16 protein-coding genes, 3 tRNA genes and 2 rRNA genes are annotated in these 20,947 nt (G+C 41.4%); 13 read left to right on the top strand and 8 right to left on the bottom strand.

Going from position 1 to position 20,947, the window contains the following annotated elements; all coding sequences use genetic code 11:
* A 23S ribosomal RNA gene (locus tag L641_RS0104920) occupies positions 1-1,309 on the top strand; the annotation flags it as partial.
* A 131-nt stretch (positions 1,310-1,440) separates the two neighbouring features.
* Positions 1,441-1,555: ribosomal RNA gene (rrf, locus tag L641_RS0104915) — 5S ribosomal RNA — on the top strand.
* Between the two features lie 427 nt (positions 1,556-1,982).
* Here rrf and L641_RS0104910 read toward each other — a convergent pair.
* From L641_RS0104910 to uvrD, 4 genes are read right to left on the bottom strand one after another with little or no spacing between them, the layout of a single operon-like run.
* The gene (locus tag L641_RS0104910) at positions 1,983-2,840 is read right to left on the bottom strand and encodes a chemotaxis protein (RefSeq protein WP_024601294.1); all 858 of its coding nucleotides are present in this window, start codon (positions 2,838-2,840) and stop codon (positions 1,983-1,985) included.
* Between the two features lie 56 nt (positions 2,841-2,896).
* Positions 2,897-4,021 (bottom strand): ABC transporter substrate-binding protein, encoded by a 1,125-nt coding sequence (locus L641_RS0104905; protein ID WP_024601293.1) that lies wholly within the window; start codon positions 4,019-4,021, stop codon positions 2,897-2,899.
* Positions 3,990-6,080, bottom strand: coding sequence for a GNAT family N-acetyltransferase (locus L641_RS0104900; RefSeq protein WP_024601292.1), 2,091 nt, complete (start codon positions 6,078-6,080; stop codon positions 3,990-3,992). Before L641_RS0104900 ends, L641_RS0104905 begins: the two co-directional genes overlap by 32 nt.
* Positions 6,058-8,223, bottom strand: a complete 2,166-nt coding sequence (gene uvrD / locus L641_RS0104895) for a DNA helicase II (RefSeq protein WP_008108265.1) — start codon at positions 8,221-8,223, stop codon at positions 6,058-6,060. Before uvrD ends, L641_RS0104900 begins: the two co-directional genes overlap by 23 nt.
* Positions 8,224-8,538: 315 nt before the next feature.
* Between uvrD and L641_RS0104890 the strand changes: the two genes are divergently transcribed.
* The 3 genes from L641_RS0104890 to L641_RS0104880 all read left to right on the top strand — a co-directional run bounded on the left by L641_RS0104890 (position 8,539) and on the right by L641_RS0104880 (position 9,924).
* Positions 8,539-8,763, top strand: a complete 225-nt coding sequence (locus L641_RS0104890; protein ID WP_024601291.1) for a hypothetical protein — start codon at positions 8,539-8,541, stop codon at positions 8,761-8,763.
* 113 nt (positions 8,764-8,876) lie between these two features.
* Entirely contained in the window at positions 8,877-9,245 is a 369-nt protein-coding gene (locus tag L641_RS0104885) for a YacL family protein (protein ID WP_013463756.1), read from the top strand.
* 52 nt (positions 9,246-9,297) lie between these two features.
* Positions 9,298-9,924, top strand: a complete 627-nt coding sequence (locus L641_RS0104880) for a dUTP diphosphatase (protein WP_024601290.1) — start codon at positions 9,298-9,300, stop codon at positions 9,922-9,924.
* A 1-nt stretch (position 9,925) separates the two neighbouring features.
* Here the strand turns inward: L641_RS0104880 and yrfG are convergent, their stop codons facing one another.
* A complete protein-coding gene (yrfG, locus tag L641_RS0104875; RefSeq protein WP_024601289.1) occupies positions 9,926-10,573 on the bottom strand; it encodes a GMP/IMP nucleotidase in 648 nt (215 codons plus the stop codon).
* Positions 10,574-10,859: 286 nt separating this feature from the next.
* On the opposite strand from yrfG, the gene nudE reads away from it, so the two are divergent.
* The 7 genes from nudE to L641_RS0104840 all read left to right on the top strand — a co-directional run bounded on the left by nudE (position 10,860) and on the right by L641_RS0104840 (position 15,095).
* Positions 10,860-11,432, top strand: coding sequence for an ADP compounds hydrolase NudE (gene nudE, locus L641_RS0104870; protein WP_024601288.1), 573 nt, complete (start codon positions 10,860-10,862; stop codon positions 11,430-11,432).
* A complete protein-coding gene (gene cysQ, locus L641_RS0104865; protein WP_024601287.1) occupies positions 11,425-12,222 on the top strand; it encodes a 3'(2'),5'-bisphosphate nucleotidase CysQ in 798 nt (265 codons plus the stop codon). The genes nudE and cysQ overlap by 8 nt, the downstream gene beginning before the upstream one ends.
* Before the next feature lie 141 nt (positions 12,223-12,363).
* Positions 12,364-12,440 (top strand) — tRNA-Met (locus L641_RS0104860).
* A gap of 82 nt (positions 12,441-12,522) precedes the next feature.
* A tRNA-Met gene (locus tag L641_RS0104855) sits at positions 12,523-12,599 on the top strand.
* Positions 12,600-12,666: 67 nt separating this feature from the next.
* Positions 12,667-12,743, top strand: a tRNA-Met gene (locus L641_RS0104850).
* A 191-nt stretch (positions 12,744-12,934) separates the two neighbouring features.
* Complete coding sequence (locus L641_RS0104845; protein WP_024601286.1) at positions 12,935-13,549, top strand: trimeric intracellular cation channel family protein; 615 nt, start codon at positions 12,935-12,937, stop codon at positions 13,547-13,549.
* A gap of 34 nt (positions 13,550-13,583) precedes the next feature.
* Positions 13,584-15,095: a YifB family Mg chelatase-like AAA ATPase gene (locus tag L641_RS0104840; protein WP_013463762.1), complete on the top strand. Its 1,512-nt coding sequence runs from the start codon at positions 13,584-13,586 to the stop codon at positions 15,093-15,095.
* Here L641_RS0104840 and L641_RS0104835 read toward each other — a convergent pair.
* Together L641_RS0104835 and L641_RS0104830 are read right to left on the bottom strand one after the other, a co-directional pair.
* Complete coding sequence (locus tag L641_RS0104835) at positions 15,092-15,796, bottom strand: response regulator transcription factor (RefSeq protein ID WP_013463763.1); 705 nt, start codon at positions 15,794-15,796, stop codon at positions 15,092-15,094. The two genes, L641_RS0104840 and L641_RS0104835, sit on opposite strands and share 4 nt — an antisense overlap.
* Positions 15,797-15,961: 165 nt before the next feature.
* The gene (locus L641_RS0104830; RefSeq protein ID WP_013463764.1) at positions 15,962-18,454 is read right to left on the bottom strand and encodes a prolyl oligopeptidase family serine peptidase; all 2,493 of its coding nucleotides are present in this window, start codon (positions 18,452-18,454) and stop codon (positions 15,962-15,964) included.
* Positions 18,455-18,538: 84 nt separating this feature from the next.
* Here L641_RS0104830 and L641_RS0104825 point away from each other — a divergent pair, with 84 nt between their 5' ends.
* A complete protein-coding gene (locus L641_RS0104825) occupies positions 18,539-19,606 on the top strand; it encodes a hemolysin family protein (protein WP_024601285.1) in 1,068 nt (355 codons plus the stop codon).
* On the opposite strand, the gene L641_RS0104820 is transcribed toward L641_RS0104825, so the two are convergent.
* Positions 19,603-20,820 (bottom strand): EAL domain-containing response regulator, encoded by a 1,218-nt coding sequence (locus L641_RS0104820; protein ID WP_013463766.1) that lies wholly within the window; start codon positions 20,818-20,820, stop codon positions 19,603-19,605. The two genes, L641_RS0104825 and L641_RS0104820, sit on opposite strands and share 4 nt — an antisense overlap.
* Positions 20,821-20,947: the final 127 nt, after the last annotated feature.

Here is a 20,947-nt window from a genome sequence, read left to right as displayed (position 1 = left end):
CGAATCGTACCCCAAACCGACACAGGTGGTCAGGTAGAGAATACTAAGGCGCTTGAGAGAACTCGGGTGAAGGAACTAGGCAAAATCGTACCGTAACTTCGGGAGAAGGTACGCTCCGATTGGTGATGGGACTTGCTCCCTAAGCTGATTGGAGCCGCAGTGACCAGGTGGCTGGGACTGTTTATTAAAAACACAGCACTGTGCAAAATCGCAAGATGACGTATACGGTGTGACACCTGCCCGGTGCCGGAAGGTTAATTGATGGGGTTATCTTCGGAGAAGCTCTTGATCGAAGCCCCGGTAAACGGCGGCCGTAACTATAACGGTCCTAAGGTAGCGAAATTCCTTGTCGGGTAAGTTCCGACCTGCACGAATGGTGTAACCATGGCCACGCTGTCTCCACCCGAGACTCAGTGAAATTGAAATCGCAGTGAAGATGCTGTGTACCCGCGGCTAGACGGAAAGACCCCGTGAACCTTTACTACAGCTTGGCACTGAACATTGAACCTACATGTGTAGGATAGGTGGGAGACTTAGAAGCAGAGACGCTAGTTTTTGTGGAGTCGTCCTTGAAATACCACCCTTGTAGTTTTGATGTTCTAACGTTGGCCCCTGAATCGGGGTTACGGACAGTGCCTGGTGGGTAGTTTGACTGGGGCGGTCTCCTCCCAAAGAGTAACGGAGGAGCACGAAGGTTGGCTAAGTACGGTCGGACATCGTACGGTTAGTGTAATGGTAGAAGCCAGCTTAACTGCGAGACAGACACGTCGAGCAGGTACGAAAGTAGGTCATAGTGATCCGGTGGTTCTGAATGGAAGGGCCATCGCTCAACGGATAAAAGGTACTCCGGGGATAACAGGCTGATACCGCCCAAGAGTTCATATCGACGGCGGTGTTTGGCACCTCGATGTCGGCTCATCACATCCTGGGGCTGAAGTCGGTCCCAAGGGTATGGCTGTTCGCCATTTAAAGTGGTACGCGAGCTGGGTTTAGAACGTCGTGAGACAGTTCGGTCCCTATCTGCCGTGGGCGTTTGAGAATTGAGAGGGGTTGCTCCTAGTACGAGAGGACCGGAGTGAACGAACCGCTGGTGTTCGGGTTGTCATGCCAATGGCATTGCCCGGTAGCTACGTTCGGAACTGATAAGCGCTGAAAGCATCTAAGCGCGAAGCAGGCCTCGAGATGAGTTCTCACTAGACTTTTAAAGTCTCTGAAGGGCCGTTGAAGACTACAACGTTGATAGGCAAGATGTGGAAGTGGTGTGAGCCATTAAGCTAACTTGTACTAATTACCCGTGAGGCTTAACCATACAACGCCAAACGCGTTTTATGCGACAGTTTAAGCAAGAAGTTAATAGACTAAAGTAGATACTTGAAGACTTTTATTATCAGAATTCCAAATTTTAGTAAGCTTGATTAAATCGACCTTACACCAAATTTGCTTGGTGACAATAGCGTTTTGGACCCACCTGACCCCATGCCGAACTCAGTAGTGAAACGAAACAGCGCCGATGATAGTGTAGCATTTGCTATGTGAAAGTAGGACATTACCAGGCTCCAAATAAGAGAAACCCGTTACAGCGATGTGACGGGTTTTTTGTTGTCTGCAGGAAAGTAAAAATATTAGCTATCAGCCGTCAGCTATCAGTTGCACAGTGTCAACCTGTACTTCGTAGCATGGGTTGAGTATTACGAAACTCATGGGTAAAAGAACGCACCGACTACCTCAGAGTCCAATTCATCCCATTAAAAAACATAAGTGTACCATGTAGTGTGGCTCTCTACCGCGGTGGGCACTACGACATTACCAGGCTCCAAATAAGAGAAACCCGTTACAGCAATGTGACGGGTTTTTTTACGTCTGCAGGAAAGTGAAAATGCAGGTTCGAGGTGAAAGGTATTAGGTAAAAGTAAAAGAATCAGCGCCTAAAGCCTACCAACCGAACTTTTGTTAATAAGTGTTGTTTATAACAAATAATTAGCTTAGAACAGTCCATAGGGTTCGGTTTCATGCTCTTGTGTGTTGTTAGAAGCTTGAAGTTCTTTGGGTTTAAATATAGCGCTTGGATCAATAAGTACGCTGTGTTTATCGGCTAGCTTAATTAATCCATGCATCATATTTCTTGTTTGTGGATCAATATCAAAGCCTATTTCAGTCAACTTATCGAGAGGTTTTATATCTTCTTGTCTATATTCAATATTATCTTCTACTTTATCAACTAATAAGCCAACATGCGGGGTCATTCCATCTTTTGTTGTAAAAACAATAATCGGTTTATAGTCTAAGGTTATTTGCTCTTTGGCTGATTCAAATAAGCGCTCTAATTGAATCAGCTCATGGCGCTTTACAATTTCAAGCTGTATGAGGACTTGTTTACTATTTTTTTGTTTATGTACTTTAATAGCGTCTTCTACTTTTTGTAAAAGTGATTTAAACGGCTCATTAAAGCGTGACATCGTACTTTTTAATTCGTCGTTATCGGTTTTAAATTCCATATAAAATTGTTCAAAGTCAGCAAGCTCACATTGACTCGTATTTAACGAATTTTGCGAACTTAGTAACGCTTGTTCTAATTGATTAAACCACGTATTGAGTTGTTTTTGCCAAGATTTAAGTTGCTTTAACGCATCTCGGTTACTGTGCTCTGTAGACACGCCATTTAAAATTATTCCTAAGTCAAATACTGGGGTTGGGATCCCCATATAATCTTTAACGCCTAGGAAGCTCTTGTTATCGTTAGGCAGCACCGTGAGGTTATTATGAAATTGTTCCGTTAATAAGATATCAAGAATCTTAAGTGAAATGGTTTTATAACCCACTTTAAAATTAATTAAGTCCATGGCTTCCTCACATACTAAGTTTGTATACTAAGGATAGAACAATATTTGCAAGGTATTTATTTATTCACATAATAAGAGCGATAAACATTACGTTTATTGTTGTTTTCAGTATTTATGAATAACTTTTGGATAAGTGTATCGGTTACTAATAAAGAATTAAGCTCATTCATCAGGCAGGATTGCTGAAGGGGGAATTGACAGTTTTTCGCTGCTTTGCTAAATGCCATAGCGTTAATATAACCCTCAAAATGAAGACGACTCGGTTTTTTAATGTTGCTCGCTTGCATATCGGCTAAAAACTCAGTACAAAAATTATCGTTACAATTTAGTGGGTTTGGAACAATCTCCGTTACCATAATATGTGAGGGTGAGTTTACTTCATCAAATAAGTCAAAGCTGGGTACAAACGAAACGCTAGTATATTCAGGATTAAACCCTTGCTTTTGGGCGCTATTAATAAACTCAGAGAGTGGTTCATAAGTGCCGACTAAACAGATTGCCGTAACTCCGCTTAATTTTAAGGTATTAAGTGCCGACTCCACATCTTGGCTATTGCGTTTGTAGCGAGCAACTATTACCGGTGTAAGGTTATATTTAGCGAGTGCTTCTCTTAGTCCTGATTCTACATATAAGCCAAATTCGTCAGCCTGTATAAACAGCCCTATTTTAGTATGTTTATGCTCTTCAACGAGGTATTTGATTTGTTCTTGTGCTTGGTCGTTATAGCTTGCTCTTAAGTTAAATGCTTTAACTGACGGTTTTTCACGTAGAAAGCTCGCCCCGCTAAAAGGCATTAAGAACGGAATTTTTGATTGTTCTAGTAAAGGTATAATTGCATGGCTGGTTGGGGTACCCATGGCACCAAACAGGGCATCAACTTTATTTGTGTAAATAAACTCACGAGTATTATTAACTGTTTGTTTGGGTTCATAGTGATCGTCAGCCACTAAAAGTAGCACCTTAGCGCCATTAATGCCGCCAGCGTTATTAACTTTGTCAAAATAAACGCTGCTACCTTTATGTAACTGTTGGCCAATATTTTTAGCAGGGCCAGTCAGTGCAGTAGACATGCCCAGCTTAATTACTTTGTTGTTGGTTTGCTCGGCATGCGCGAAAGTTTGCCCAAGCACTAATGCTATAAGGACAATGTTAAGGTTTGCTATTATGTGAAATGCGCTCATACCAATTATTTACAGCCTTTTTAAATAATGTATTAAATGACTTTGTGCCATTCAAACCTAACTGACTTTGGATATTTTTCGGTGTCCAATTTTGTAATACTAGCCTAATAAAAACATATTGGAAATTATCGTCATCGGTTGGCAAGCTATACGGCAATGCCCAAAAACGTCGCCAGAGCAATGGTTTTATATTAAAAAGCTGGTAGTCACTTGTTAACATAGACTTTAATCTTAATTGCTCAGTGATACTGCCAGTATGAGTATTAAAATGAGAGACAATTTTCGCGACCAGTTGATAATCAAGCTGACTATAGTGATCGAGTAGTTGCAAAGGGAAATCGGCTTCAAACTGTGCTACTAATTGCTCTACTAGTTGGTCACTTTTAGTTAAGCTTTTAACAACTAATGCACTGTGCTCGCCCGTTGCCTTATCTTTTTGAAAACCGAGTTTAACTAAATCAAAGCCATTACTTTGCCAAAAACTGAGTAATTGCGCATTGCCACCAAAGCTGGCACCAAACCAATGACACTCGCTCTGCAATTGCTGTTCACAGTATTTAAGTAACTGTGTGCCTATTTTTTTGTTGTGATGCTGTGGATCAATGGCAATACGCACCACGCGGGCGCAGTGTTGTTTTAAAACATCAGCATTAAAACTCAATTGTGCTAACGTTTGTGCCATTAAGTGACCTTGAGGCCTGCGCTTTCCTTGTGCTATTTCATTGCTCATGGCGGCATTAAACCCACCTTCAATCGCAATTAAACAGACACCGAGAATATTATCACCTTGTTGGCAAACAAATACATGTTGTTTAGTGGCGTCTAGTAAGTGGCGTAAATCATTCACACTGGTTTGATAATGTGCCAGCGTTAGCAACCCAATCACTTGATAAAGTAGTGACTCGTTACTAGCAAGTTGATGTGCCTGTAACTGCTTAAATTGCAAAGGAGTAGAGTGTAAGGTGACGCTGTGATGTTCAGCATCTAAGGCTAATAACGTGCGAATGTGCTGCTCTAATGGATCCTGCTTTGCAAAGCGAATAGGCTGCTCAATAGTCATACTGCGCATATTTTTAAAATGCGTTTTAATGTAGCGAGTAAACTTTAGAATATAGCCGCGACCATTGCCTTCATAGCCAACCATGGTGCTTGAAAATACTACGCGAGGATAAAGGTGGAGTAGTTTTATGAGCATTGGAACAGGGATTGCTGCCGCTTCATCAATTAACAGCAAGTCACACTCAGGCTGTTCGTTAAGTAGTTGATCAGGAGCAACATATTGCATATTTGCAATGCATTTATTGCCTGCTTGATACTCTAAATTAAGTGCGTTTGCTAAATGTTTAAAGCTGCTGTGCAATGCGCGAAATTGCATAGAGCTGATGAGGATTTTTTTATCGCTGAGCTCGCTTGCGGCAATCCCTAATGCGGCTGATTTACCCCGTCCCCGATCAGCATTAATCAATAATGGTCTATTTGCCCGTCCGTGCGCGGTTTTTTTTATTAATTCAACACATTGTTGTTGCTCGGTAAAATCTATAGTACCTGCTGATGCATCAATGTCGGCAAGAGTAACCCAGCCATCTTGTTGATTAAAATGTAATAAAGAGGCGCTGCTCAGTAAGTGCTTTAAACGTTGATTAAAAAAGCTGTATTGATGCGCTTGTCCAAATGATTGAAATAATGGCAGCGCAGGATCGCACCAATGTTCAAGTGATTCGAGCGGTGGAAGTAATACAATTAAAAAGCCACCTGCTTGCACAACGCCACTAAGCGCAGCTAGTTTATCTGGCACCAGTCCACTGTAGCCGTCATAAACAGCATGGGCGCACTCTTGCCCTAAAATTTGGTGGGTATGCTCTGGCCAATGTGCATTAATTAAATGAGTGCTTTTTGACAGTACAAAAGAAGGGTGCTGCAAATGAGCAAGCAGCTGAGTACATTGCTCATAACACCAATTTTTATCGCCTGTAAGCAGCAGTAACTGGCGATGTTTCGCATACGCAAGTTGTTGCTGTGCACGCTCTACAACGTGGTTAAACGGCTTGTAATCTTGCATAAGCTGTTACTAACCACTTACTGCCTAAGTCGTCAAAGTTAACTTGTACGCGAGATTGTGCGCCACTGCCTTCGTAGTTGAGTACGGTGCCAATGCCAAACTTTGCATGCAGCACGCGTTGACCTAAGTTAAATCCGCTTTCTTCAAATGCAGCATGGCTAACCGATGCGCTAAAGCGACCGGCTGCAGGCGGACGAGATACTTGTGTTTTAATGCGAATTTCTTCTACGCAGTCTTCGGGTATTTCACGTAAAAAACGCGATGGGCTGTGGTATTTTTCTTGACCATATAAACGGCGGCTTTCTGCGTGGCTTATATACAGTTTATCCATAGCACGGGTCATACCTACATAACAAAGGCGGCGTTCTTCTTCTAAACGGCCCGTTTCTTCATTACTTTGTTGTGATGGGAACATGCCCTCTTCAACACCGACCATAAATACCAGCGGAAACTCTAAGCCTTTAGCTGAGTGAAGCGTCATCATTTGTACCGCATCTTCATGTTCATCAGCTTGCCCTTCACCTGATTCAAGCGAGGTGTAGGCTAAAAAGCCTTGTAGTGGTGAACTGAATTCTTCCTCTTCAGGGAGTTCATATTGATCGCAGGCGCTAATTAATTCTTCTAAGTTTTCAACCCGAGCACGGCCTTTTTCACCTTTTTCAGCCTGATACATTGCCATTAACCCTGAGGTTTGAATGGCATATTTAGCCTGCTCGTGCAGCGTTAAGTCACTAATCTTATCTTCAATATGTTCAATTAACTCAACAAACTTGGCAACAGCTCCAGAAGCGCGACCCGATAAATGCTGTTGCTCTACAATGGCTTTAGCAGCATACCAAAGCGGCAAGGATTCAGCGCGAGCGCAGTCACGTATATGGCTTAATGTTTTATCGCCAATGCCGCGGGCGGGCGTATTAATAACACGCTCAAATGCCGCATCATCTTGGCGGTTACCCACTAAGCGTAAGTATGAAAGAGCATCTTTAATTTCTTGGCGTTCGAAGAATCGCATACCGCCATAAATTCGGTATTTTAAACCTTCTTGTAGCATTGCTTCTTCAAGTACCCGCGATTGCGCATTACTACGATATAAAATAGCCGCATCTTGAAGTGCATTACCCGCATTAAGCCAGCTACGTAATTTGCTACTCACAAAGCGCGCTTCATCTAGCTCATTAAAAGCAGCATAAATAGAAATAGGTTCACCGTCGTTACCATCGGTCCATAAACTTTTACCCATTCGCTCGGAGTTATTTTGAATTAACGCGTTTGAGGCTTTAAGAATAGTGGCAGTCGAGCGATAGTTTTGCTCAAGGCGAATCGTCTCTGCATCAAAATCGGTTAAAAAGCGTTTAATGTTTTCTATTTTTGCGCCGCGCCAACCATAAATACTTTGGTCATCATCACCTACAATCATGATGCTGCTGGTATCGCCCGCAAGTAATTTTAACCATGCATACTGAATAGTATTGGTATCTTGAAACTCGTCTACGAGCATGTGCGCAAAGCGCTGCTGATAATGACGCAGCAAGGTTGGGTTATTTTTAAGAACCTCATAGCTACGTAGTAATATTTCAGCAAAATCAACTAGGCCCGCTCTATCACAAGCTTCTTGATAGGCGGCATAAACGCGCAGCATCATTTGCTCGTTAATATCGTATGCCTGAATATCTTTAGGGCGCAGAGCTTCATCTTTTTTAGCGCTTATGTACCAACCAAACTGCTTTGCCGGCCATTTTTTATCATCAATATTCATCGATTTTAATAAGCGCTTGATCATACGAAGCTGATCGTCAGAGTCTAAAATTTGAAAGGCTTCTGGTAAGTTTGCTTCACGGTGATGTGCACGCAAAATTCGGTGCGATAAACCATGGAAAGTACCAATCCACATGCCCCCTACAGGGGCTTTTAATGTTTCTTCAACCCGTGAGCGCATTTCTTTAGCGGCTTTATTAGTAAAGGTTACCGCAAAAATACTATAGGCAGAGGCTTGCTCTACTTGCATTAACCAGGCAATACGATGAACCAATACTCGAGTTTTACCTGAACCTGCTCCTGCTAATACCAGCATGTTTTGTAATGGCGCTGCAACGGCATCGCGTTGTTTATCATTTAAGCCATCGAGTAATTCTGAAACGTCCATCGTTACGCCTTTTTAATCAATAATGAGAGCAGTATAACAGGTGTTTTTGTTAGGCTAAATAAAATACTGTTTTTATAAACAGCTATTTATAAAATACGTATTTAAGTTGTTGAATAGTTAACAGTATAAACTGAGCAAGTAACTAAAATAGCTATTTAAAATTGCTAATTTGACTTATTTTTGGCAAAAAATACTAAAATGATAAATTCGTAATAATTTAACTGTATGATTTGTAAGCCTTAATAAATTGGCATAAAGTGTGTAAGTATAAATAATAAGTACAAATACAAAATTAATTAAACTACAGAGGTTAGTATGTCTCAACAAGGTTCTGGCGGTAACGTAATCGCAGCATTATGTAATATTTTTTTCCCCGGTTTAGGGCAGTTGGTGCAGGGCCGCATTTTAGCGGCACTTGTTTTTGCAATTCTGGTTTTTGGCGGTTATGCGTTATGGTTTTTAGTTGTTCCAGCCATTATTGGAGCCGTATTCCATTTATGGGCAATTATTGATGCTGCCCGCTATCGCTCAGGCGGTTAGCTATAGTGAGCATACTTTAATAGCGCCTTATGGCGCTATTTTTGTATCTGGCTTTCATTATTCATAGCTGATTAGGTTATAATCTGTTGTATTAGCAGTACTGGAATAAAGTTATGGAATACCAATTCATTCGCGATCCTATTAGTGGGTTAAGAATTAAAATTAGCAGCGAGCACGCGATTATAGGCCGCTGGTTAAATGAAGAAATAGGCAAAGATAAAGTGGCGATGGTGCAGGCACTTATTAGCTCGGTGAGTTCAAGCTTTGAGCCGGTAACACTTAAAGGCCAAGAAATTGATCTGATCCTTTCTAAAGATGAAGCATTATTCGAAGCACATGCGCTGCATCAAGATAACGAAGATATATTAGCCTACCAAGATGACGAACTCATGCTGGAAGAGAATGATTTAAGCAGTGGTTGTGGTTTTGAAGACTTTGTTGACCTGATCAACTCGTGGCATGAGTTTTCGGCTGGTCGTTAAGTTATATTATCTGTATTATTACCCTAATTATAAATCCAACAGTGGAACCAATATGTCTGCGAATTTAAACAAACTAGTTGTTATGCTAGAAATGCAAAATGCCATGAATACCAAAGTACATGAGCAATGGTTTAGTCAAGGCTTTGAATGGTATAGAGCTATTTGGGTTGAATGTGCAGAAATGCTGGATCATTACGGTTGGAAATGGTGGAAAAAACAAACGCCAGATACTGAACAAGTAATTTTAGAGCTGGTTGATATTTTTCATTTTGGTTTATCGCTACGTATCGACGGTGAGACCAGCTACGAGCAAATAGCAACACAGCTACAAACTCAAATGAGCGCCCCACAGCAAGGTGATGATTTTAAACAAACGCTTGAATTATTAGCAGCCAGTGCGGTTGCCAATAAAACCTTTAACGCGGCTGCTTTTGCCGGTTGTATGGCACAAATCGGTATGGATATTGATGATTTATATCGTGGCTATGTGGGTAAAAATACGCTGAACTTCTTCCGTCAGGATCATGGTTACAAAGAGGGTAGCTACATTAAAGTGTGGCATGGCAAAGAAGATAACGAACACTTAGTTGAAGTAGTTAAAAGCCTTGATACTGAGCATGTAGATTTTGCAAAACAGGTATATCAAGGCTTAGTAGCGCGTTACCCTCAGGGCGAATAAGCTAAATAAGCTTACGGTAATCGGTGACACTTAAGTAATCGGTTATATCGTTATGTGGTTGCTGGCTATTCGGGTTAGCAACCGCAAGTAAATGCTCAATGCCGTATTCTCGTGCGGCATTTAATACCGGTAAGCTGTCATCTACAAATAATGTGCGGCGTTTATCAAACCCTAAATCCCCTTGAACCTTGTGCCATAAACTTTGTTGCTCTTTACTTACCCCATATTCATGCGTTGACACCACCCCGTCTAAGTAGTTATCAATGGCGGTATGTTCAAATTTAAGCATTACGCATTCTGGATGAGCATTGGTAAGTAAAATGAGTTCTTTACCTGCACGTCGAAGTTCAGTTAAAAAATGCGGAACGTCTTCACGAATTTTGATTAAGTGAGCAGACTGGCGCTTTAGTTCGAGAATAGGTAAGTTTAGCTGTGCTTCCCAATAGTCAGAGCAGTACCACTGAATTTTGCCACTCACAGCCTGATAGCGTTTTAAGATATCTGCGCGGGCTGCCTCAAAACTGATATTTTGAGCCAGAGCATGTTGTTGTGGAACAACATTGAGCCAAAAGTCAGTGTCGTAATGTAAATCAAGTAAAGTCCCGTCCATGTCGAGTAATACAGTATCGATTTTTGACCAATTGAGCATGATATATCCTTGTGGAAATTGAGGCGTTAAATGACTACGTTGCGATGAAATGCTTGCAAGCGAAATATAATGGGCTCTGTTAATTGAACTTTAAAAACATATACCCAATGATGAAATATTAAGGGCGAATTCAATAACGCCAGATAAATATTTAACCTTAACTACGGGTAAGATATTTTATGATTAATTCTGCATTTAAATTGCTTTTAATTCAAACTGAAACTCGCATCTTATACTCATTTGGGTATATGATTAGTATAACTGCAATGATAGCAAATTGATGCCCATGACACAGAAAAAGCACCCAACACCACCACAAATTCTCAGTAATAATGTTGTCGCTAAAAGTCGCTTATTTACTGTGGAGTCTTTAGAACTAAAATTTTCAAATGACGAAGAGCGTCAGTATGAACGAATTCGCGGCGGTGGCCGTGGAGCCGTTATGATTGTACCCATCACAGCTGAAAACGAACTACTACTCGTTCGAGAGTATTGCGCCGGCACCAATGATTATCAGTTAGGTTTCCCTAAAGGATTAATTGACCCCGGTGAAACACCTGAGCAAGCGGCAAACCGAGAGCTCAAAGAAGAAATTGGCTTTGGTGCTGAATACTTTGAAGCACTTAAAACGGTCACTATGGCGCCTAGTTATTTCAATGCCACTATGCATATTCTCTTTGCTAAAGATTTATACCCTGAAACCCTATTAGGTGATGAGCCAGAGCCATTAGTGCTTGTTAAATGGCCACTTGCGCAGTGGCAGTCGCTATTAGAACAACCTGACTTTACTGAAGCACGTAGTGTTGCCGCTCTGCTATTATTAGATAAGTACTTAGCCTCAGGAGCGACTAATGGATAAATTACTTGAACCATGCATAACACTTGCCCAAAGTGCAGGTGATGCAATTATGGCTATTTATAAAAAAGATGATATTGGTCAACAAGAAAAATCAGACAATACGCCAGTTACTAAAGCAGATTTAGCCGCAAACGATGTACTTGTTGCTGGCTTAAAAGCGCTAGCTCCCGATATTCCTATTATGTCCGAAGAAACGCCGATCCCAGCATTGGAAGACAGGCAGCACTGGCAACGCTATTGGCTGCTGGACCCGATGGATGGCACCGGTGAATTTATATTAGAAAGCGGCGACTTTGCCGTTAATATTGCGCTGATAGAAAATAATCATCCTGTATTGGGAGTGATTCATTGGCCAGCAAAGGGCGTGACCTATTTTGCTACCGCTAATAATGGGGCATTTAAGCGTAAAGGCGAGCATGATAAACAAATATTTGTAGCGCCTCCCGAAAGTTTAACTTTGGCTGTAAGCCGCCGCCAAAAGGTAGAAGCCGTGAGTCAGTATTTAAATGCGCAATTTGCAACGGTGGCTTTAGGCTCATGTTCGCTTAAAGCTTGTATTGTTGCTGAAGGTAAAGCTGACTGCTTTTTAAGAATTGGTCCCACTGGTGAATGGGACACTGGCGCATCACAAGTAATAGTTGAAGAGGCGGGGGGGTGTATTACCGATGCTGAGTTTAACCCTCTGACCTATAACCAAAGGGAAAGCACAGAAAACCCAGACTTTATTGTTATGGGGCATCCCGATTGGGAGTGGCAAAAAATGATAAACCCACATCAGCGATTAGTGTAATAACCGCCTTTTGATGGGTTTTTGTTCACTTAAACGTTTTTAATTAGTAAAACCTTGCATTATAGGTTTATTCCTATATTATAGCGCTCTCTTCGAAACAGGCTTGTGAATAACACGATACTGTTACAAAGAAATTACAGGCGCGGGATGGAGCAGCCTGGTAGCTCGTCGGGCTCATAACCCGAAGGTCGTCGGTTCAAATCCGGCTCCCGCAACCAATTTCCTTTAGAGGTTTGAGGTTACTGTAAACTCTAACTTAAGAGATTAAATTAAGTAGTCGATAGACTTAAAATATACAGGCGCGGGATGGAGCAGCCTGGTAGCTCGTCGGGCTCATAACCCGAAGGTCGTCGGTTCAAATCCGGCTCCCGCAACCAATTTCCTTTAGAGGATTGGAAGCCAAGTTGTAATGTAAGCAACTATAAATAAATCTGCAATTTCAGGCGCGGGATGGAGCAGTCTGGTAGCTCGTCGGGCTCATAACCCGAAGGTCGTTGGTTCAAATCCGGCTCCCGCAACCACTGAAATAACATGTTTTATTAAATCGACACGCCTAAAGCGTGTTTTTTTATGCCTAAAATTCATATTCCCTCACGCTATTTTTAACACGTATTTCTGCTGTTCTTTTCTAATTCTACTTTTTGAAAGTGTTATTGCTGAATATTTAGTATGCTATGCGTTAAACTCTTTAAAACTTTTTGTAATCAAAATTATGACTGAACTCTATCACTGGTTTGATTTAATTGGCGTAGCGGTATTTGCTATATCGGGCACCTTGGTTGCCTATGAAAAGAAAATGGATGGCTTTGGTGTGGTTGTGCTTGCAACCGTTACGGCTATTGGTGGCGGTACTGTTCGCGATGTGATACTCGATCAACCCGTATTTTGGTTACACGATCAAAGCTACTTCTATGCTATTTTAGCCGCAGTGCTTGTTACAACACGACTGATCAATAAACAAAAATCGATTCCTTATTATGTTTTACAAACAGCCGATGCATTTGGTTTAGCCTTTTTTGCAGTAATGGGAGCACAAAAAGCGCAATTGGCCGGTATGCCTGATATGACGGTTATTATTATGGCGGTGATCACCCCCTGTTTTGGTGGATTGATTCGCGATGTGCTTGCCCGCGATATTCCTATGCTGCTCAAAGGTGAGCTCTATGCTATTACCTGTATTGCTGGTGGTATTGTGTATACGTTAGCTATAAACCTATCTTTAACGGTGGAAGTGGCGATGATCTTGAGTATGTTAATGACCTTATTGCTGCGCTTTTCGGCCATTAAATGGAAGATTATATTACATGTTTTTAAATATCCTGACTAAACTGGTTTAATACAGCAGTTAACTAGGATAAGGAATGTCGTTAGCCCGTATATTTTCTCGCGCACAAGTAGGAATTAATGCCCCCGAGGTTATGGTTGAAGTGCATTTAGGGAATGGTTTACCTGCATTTCATATTGTCGGCTTACCCGAAGCATCGGTTAAAGAGGCCAAGGATAGAGTACGCAGCGCCCTTGAAAACTCTCAATTTGGATTTCCCGATCAACGTATCACCGTTAATTTAGCACCTGCCGATTTACCAAAAGACGGCGGGCGGTTTGACCTTGCGATTGCGGTAGGCATTTTGGTCGCATCGGGGCAAATAGTCTGCCCTGATATTCATAAGTATGAGTTTTATGGTGAGCTTGCACTTAATGGTGAAATACGTGCAGTGAATGCTATTTTACCCTCAGTGCTCGGTGCTAAAGAGCAAAACCGTTGTTGCTTTCTTCCTCTTGAAAACGATAGTTTGGCCAGCCTTGTCAGCGGTGTAAAACGAAAAGCGGTAAGCTCTATACAAGAGGTGTGGGGAGACTTACTCAACCAACAACCTTTACCATTGAATATTGCCTACCCTGACTGTACCCAAGCGCCAGACTTTTTACTCGATTTAAGTGATGTAAAAGGCCAACCCGGTGCTAAACGAGTACTAGAAATTGCTGCCGCAGGTGGACATAACCTACTATTTTTAGGGCCACCAGGAACCGGCAAATCAATGCTTGCGCAACGAATGTCTACAATAATGCCAACCATGTCAGATGATGAAGCCATTGATACCGCTGCTTTGTATTCCATTATTGGCCACTCAATCGATTTAACCAACTGGCGTCAGCGACCATTTCGAAATCCTCATCACACTTGCTCTGCAGTTGCGCTGGTAGGCGGTTCGTCTAACCCTAAACCCGGTGAAATATCGTTAGCGCACAATGGCGTATTATTTTTAGATGAGCTGCCTGAATTTGAGCGCAAAGTACTGGACTCGTTACGAGAACCAATGGAAACCGGAACCGTGACGATTTCGCGCGCGGCAAGACAAATGGAATTTCCGGCACAGTTTCAGCTTATTGCAGCACTTAATCCCAGCCCGACAGGGTGCCATCATGATAAACGGGCGACCCCTGATCAAGTGATGCGTTATTTATCGCGGGTATCGGGACCGTTTATCGATAGAATTGATTTGCAAATTGAGCTCCCTAGACTAAGCAGCGTGGAGCTACAAAGTACGACTGCAGAAGAAACCAGTGCTGAAGTGAGAGCGCGAGTAGAAGCGGCTTATGCAATACAATTAAAACGCCAAGGTAAAGTGAATGCGCGGCTAAATAACAAAGAAATGAGCTTATACTGCGAGTTACCCGCTGCGGAGCTACAGTTTTTAGCTAGAGCCAGTGAAAAGCTGGCGTTATCGCCGCGCTCTTATCATAGAGTGATAAAAGTAGCGCGTACCATTAGTGATTTAAAGGGCGCGCCACAAATTAGTTTAAATGAGCTTAAAGAAGCGCTTAATTATCGGGCGTTTGAGCGTTTATTATCGCAGTTAACCCAATACTAAATAGATAGCATATAGCCTTTACCACGCACGGTGACGATGCGTTTTTGATCTTTCTCATCGTTAAGCTTTTTACGTAAACGACCCACTAACACGTCTACGGTACGATCGTTGGGGCTCCAATCAGGCTGGCCAATTTCTTCTGATATTTTTTCACGTGAAGTGGCTTTACCGGCATTGCCGATTAAACAAATAAGCACTTTATGCTCTGCTTCGGTGAGCCGTGATTCAATCCCACTGGCTGTAATGAGTGTGCGGTTATCTGGATGGAGTTTAAAATCAGCGTATTCGATAAACTCTTCACTGTCATCGTCGTGTTGATTGTTTGCAATACGTTTGTATAAAGCGCGCATTCTCAACTCAAGCTCGAGTAAATCGACAGGCTTGCAAATATAGTCATCGGCACCTTGAGCAAGACCAGCAATACGATCAGCTTGTGAGTCACGGCTCGATAACAAAATAACACCAATATCGGTGAGCGTATTTAACTCTTTGGCAAGTTGTAAACCATTGCGCTTTGGCAGCACAATATCAATAATTGCCAAGGAAATAGCACTGCGCTGATTTACACGGCTTTTGACCATGCTTAAAGCATCGGCACCCGTTGCGTCAACGTCAATAGAGAACTCGGTATTTATAAAATGATTTTGGATGCGCTTTACTAGCAGCTCGTCATCTTCAACCAATAAAACATTAATTGCCATAGTCTGTTATTTTTTTAATAGTAGCCTTGCATGTTAGCATTATTCGTTACATGCATAACACAGAGTTTAATTTTTTTCGGTAACTTTATATTACAAAAAAGAATAATGAAATTACCTTTGTATTGCGCACTTTTTATAAATTATTTTAAGTGCGCATTTAAATGACTACTGGCCGTACATTGAATCCCACCATTGTGGTTCATTTTTTAACTTTTTATCAAAGTAAGCCAACATAGTGTTCCACCAATTAAAGCGCTTATCGCGAGCAAATATTTGATGATCGGCTCCTTTGTACTCAATCATTTCAACATCTTTATTTAGCAGTTTTAGCGCGGTGTACATAGTTAAGCTTTCACCTACTGGCACATTCGTATCGCTGTCACCATGAATAAGCAGTAATGGCGTGGTCACTTTATCGGCATGAAACACTGGGCTATGTTGGCTATAAAGTTCAGAGTTATTCCACGGGAAACTATTTTTAGAGGCTTCGCCTGAGTATAAATATCCCCACCATCCTTCACCCCAGTAAGAAGTTAAGTTTGAAATTCCCGCATGAGCAATAGACGCGCTGAACATATCGGTTTTAGTAGCAAGCAGCATCGTCATAAACCCACCGTAAGATGCCCCTAAATTACCGACTTTACTTCTGTCTACAAAATCATATTTAGCTAAAAATGCCTCTGTGCCTTGCATAATGTCATCGGCGGTATAATCGCCCCACGCATTGACATGTTGCGCTGAAAAAGTTTGTCCAAAGCCCGTTGCACCAGTTGGCTGTACCACATAAACCACATAGCCGTTTGCTGCCCATAAATTAAAAGGGTAACGCCCTGTAAATCCACGAGTCACAGGTGAGGTGCCACCATAGTAATAGACCAGAGCAGGGTGCTTTTTAGTTTTATCAATATTACTTGGCAAGTAAACACGACCAGATATTTCTACGCCACGCTTATTGGTAAAGTTAAATTCTTCAAGCTTAGGAATCGTGGTATTGGCATATGCAATCGGGTTTGAATCCCAGATTAACTCCACCTTATTTTTGCTTACGTCAAAGCGCTTGAGTTGTTGGGCGCTTGAAGCATTACTGCCAGAGAGCAGTAGCTGGGTATTGCGAGTATTTGAAAAACTAAACTGTTCTACAATATCAAACCCTGTATCTAACTTTTTAAAGCGTTGTTTACTCAGATCATATAAATACAGTGGTTGGGTGTCTTTTTCTGTCACTTTGATTAACGCATCGCCATTGCTTAGTACTTCCAATGTGCCAATCGCAGGGTCAAATTGTTTACTTAACGCCGTTACTTTTTTAGCGTTATCGGTTAGTAAATACAGCTGGCCATCATAATTATTCGCCAGCATAGTTTGCGGTAGTACTCTGCCTGCGCTATTTTTAAAATCAGGGCCTGCAACAACATAAATATTGTTTGCGGTATATTTCGCTTGATTAAAGGTTTTAAACTTACCTAACGATTTTATGCTGTTGGATTTTAATGTAAGTTCAACCAGCTCAGTCTTTGGATGGGTTGAGGCTTGCATGGCCATTACTGGACGACTTATTAATAGTTTTCCACGGTTGCTATTAGCATCTTCAAGTTGATGGCTTAATACGCCTTCGGTCAGGGCTTTGGTTAAACCACTGTGGGTATCGAGTAAATATAATTGGCTAACCGTACGGGCGTAAGACCAACGGTCTTGCAAGCCTTTATGATGTTTAGTGAGGCTATTGGTTTTTTCAGGTGATTTGGACCAGCTAAAAAGAATACTATTATCGTTGTAATAGCTAAAGTTGCTTGCCCCCTCAAGGCCTGAGGCTAAGGTTTTTATAGCGAAAGTTTTACGGTTTAACTGCTTTAATTCGCCGTTGAGTAAATAGACTAAAAATTGATTATCAGGACTCCAAGTGAATTGGCTAGGCTGCGCTTCTTCAAATCGGTATACCGTTTGGTTATTAGTATTTTTAAGCTCGGTTGTGGTAATGGCGTCGTTGCCTGTTTTATCGCTGTAACGCTTTGTTGTACTTAAGTAATGCTTAGCATCAGGTGACAAAGACAAGCCGCTAATAGTTGGGGCGTCAAACAATTGCTTAGCCGATAAGCGCTTGGTCTTATTTGTCGTTAGGGTCACGGCGTCAGTTTCTGCTTTTGGCACAAACTCTAAGGTGACATCATTCCAATTAGCAACCTGTTGAGCAATGACAATAACGGTGTGTGAGCCGTTATTTAAAGCAAGCTGATAGCGTTGGTTTTCACCACTTTGTTTCTCACCGTTAATAAAAACCTGGCCTTGCTCTATTCCTTTAATGTTTAAGGAGCCTTGAGTAAATCGGTTAGTTTCAATATTAAATTTAAGTGCTTGTAAACCGCCTAAAGTAAGCGCGTTAATTTTATCAAGTGGTTGCCACTTGTGCTTTTTACCAAACACAACAAAGCTTTCTTTGTTTGATTCAAGTTGTGCAAGCAGATTATTGATAATCACGTCGCCATGCGGTGTTTGAAATGGCTTTGCTTGCATGTCTTCTGCAAGAGGCCCGATAAACTGAATTTTTGATTGATCGAGTGGGGCAGCTAATGCCGTTAAACTCAAACTACTTAATGTGAGTAGGGCTGCCAAGTGAGTAAAACGTTTTGCGTAACGATGCCAAGGTGCGCTTAAATTCATTGCTATGCCTATTGTTATTGGAGATTTGGCCAAATATAGCATGTATTGTTATGATGCTCATATATCCAATTTAGAGGAAAAAAAGTGACACTATTAATCGTTTACATGGTTACAGCGATTGTGATTTCGTTTCTATGTTCTGTCATGGAAGCGGTGCTATTGAGCATTTCACCTAGTTATGTTGCGCTGCTTCGTAAAGAGCGGCCAGTACTGGCTAAGCAACTAGAGAAGCTAAAAAGTAATATCGATCAGCCATTAGCGGCTATTTTAACACTTAATACTGTTGCACATACTGCCGGTGCTGCGGGCGTGGGTGCACAGGCTGCCGTGGTGTTTTCAGATGCGGCTGTGGGGATTGCGTCTGCAATTATGACTTTATTGGTACTGGTGTTATCTGAAATTATTCCTAAAACGCTGGGGGCTAATTATTGGCGTGCTTTAACGCCTAGTGTGACTTATGGTTTACGTATTTTGGTACTAGTCCTTAAGCCTTTTGTTTGGGCAGCACAAAAGCTAACTAATTTGATGGGTCAAAAGCATAATGAGGCCTATTATATTCGCCAAGAAATAGAAGCAATGGCCGACATTGGTAGTGAGTCTGGGGCGCTTCATGCTGATGAATCAGAAATCATTCGTAATTTGCTGCACTTTAGGCATGCAAAACTAACCGATTTAATGACACCGCGTACGGTCATTTTTAAAATCCATAAAGATCTTACCGTTAATCATTACTTGAGTGAACACGGTTCGTCGTCATTCTCTCGAGTGCTAATTTATGACAAAGACGCTGACGATATCATAGGCTTTGTACATAAAAACGATATTATGTTGGCATATCATCGGTTAGGCACAGATTACAAAATTAGTAAGTTAGTTAAACCTATCTATACGGTACCGAACACCCAAAATGTATCGTCGCTATTACAAACATTGCTCACCCAACGTACCCACATTTGCTTAGTGATTGACGAATACGGTGATGTGCAAGGAATTGTAACGCTTGAGGATATGATAGAAGCGTTAATGGGCTTAGAAATTGTGGATGAGCGAGATCAATCAACCAATATGCGCGCCGTAGCAAAGCAGCGTTGGCACCAGCGTTTAGCTGATAGTGAGCATATCGTCAGCGCCGACGATAATGAATCTCGTTAGCTGTTTTTTGTTTTAGCAGCTGTTTTTATCCAGTGTTGGGCCCACGAGATAAATTCAGCTTTTGCTTTTGGGCAACTAAATAAAAAGCCCTGTATAGCTAAATTTGTTTGATAATGCTTGAGGTAGGCCAGCTCTTCGGGGCGCTCAACCCCTTCGGCCACTAATTCAAGCTGCTCTTGGGTTGTCATATTAATCAGTGAGCTGACTACCACTTGAGAAAACTTATCGGTTTCTATGTGGCTAATAAAAGAGCGATCTATTTTTACTTCTGTAAATGGCAGCTGTTTCAGTTGGTTAATATTAGTAAAACCAGTGCCAAAGTCATCGAGTGAAATCCCAAAGCCGAATATTCTTAATCTATTTAAGGTTTCGAGTTGTGTGTAGCTTGAAAGGGCATGCTGCTCGGTTATTTCAAGCACCACATCACTGGGTAAAACATCATGTTTTTGTAGAAGCTGTAATAACTTATTGGGGCTGTTTAAATCATCTAACTGACACGGCGATAAGTTAAATGACAATTTCAAATTTGTACCTAGCTGCTCTTTTAGCTGCTTGATGTCACCACAGGCTTTTTCAAATAGCGTAAACGTAATGTCATTGATTAAATCGCATTGCTCAGCCAGGCTGATAAAACGGCTTGGTAAAATAACTCGTTCGTCTTTACTTGATACAATGCGAGCCAGCACTTCAACACTTTGTATTTGATTGGTGTTTATATTTATTTTAGGTTGATAGTAAGGTGTTATTTCATTATTTTTTAATGCGTTAATTAGTTTTTCTTTAGTGATTGGGCGCTCTTTTACAAGTGTGTGGCTGTTTAACTGAGCGATTTTGGTAAGTAACGTATTTACCTGATTGAGTTGCACAGGCTTAGATAGGTTGCCAATTAAATGCACATTGTGCTGTTTAGCGAGGTCAGCGGCTAGGCTGATTATTTTAGGGTCCATTTCAGAAATAATAACAATTGCACCGCAATAGCCTATTTCACCTAAGTTACGGATCAGCTCCATGCCATCCATTTCTGGCATATTTAGATCGGTAAATATGGCATCAAAATAGTTTATATCAGCTTTTACTTTTTCAAGTGCTTTAACTGGGTTTAAGCAGGTGGTTGTGGTTTGCGACATTTCGAGTTCATTAAAAATAGCTTTCATGACAATCAAAATGGCTTTTGAGTCATCGACAACGAGTATGTTTGGTAATTTTGTGCGCATTGTTGTCCTTAACTTAACAGTCGTAATTTATATCCTTCTGTTTTAAAAATAGTCGCTTGAATTGTTTTTGTCAGTATTTATTGCTGTTTTAAATTTTAAATATCAGCAAAATCCAATCGACAAATTA

Source organism: Pseudoalteromonas sp. TB41 (genome assembly GCF_000497975.1).
GTDB lineage: Bacteria > Pseudomonadota > Gammaproteobacteria > Enterobacterales > Alteromonadaceae > Pseudoalteromonas > Pseudoalteromonas tetraodonis.
Note: the sequence above shows the minus strand (reverse complement) of the source record. Positions and strands in the feature narration are given on the sequence as shown.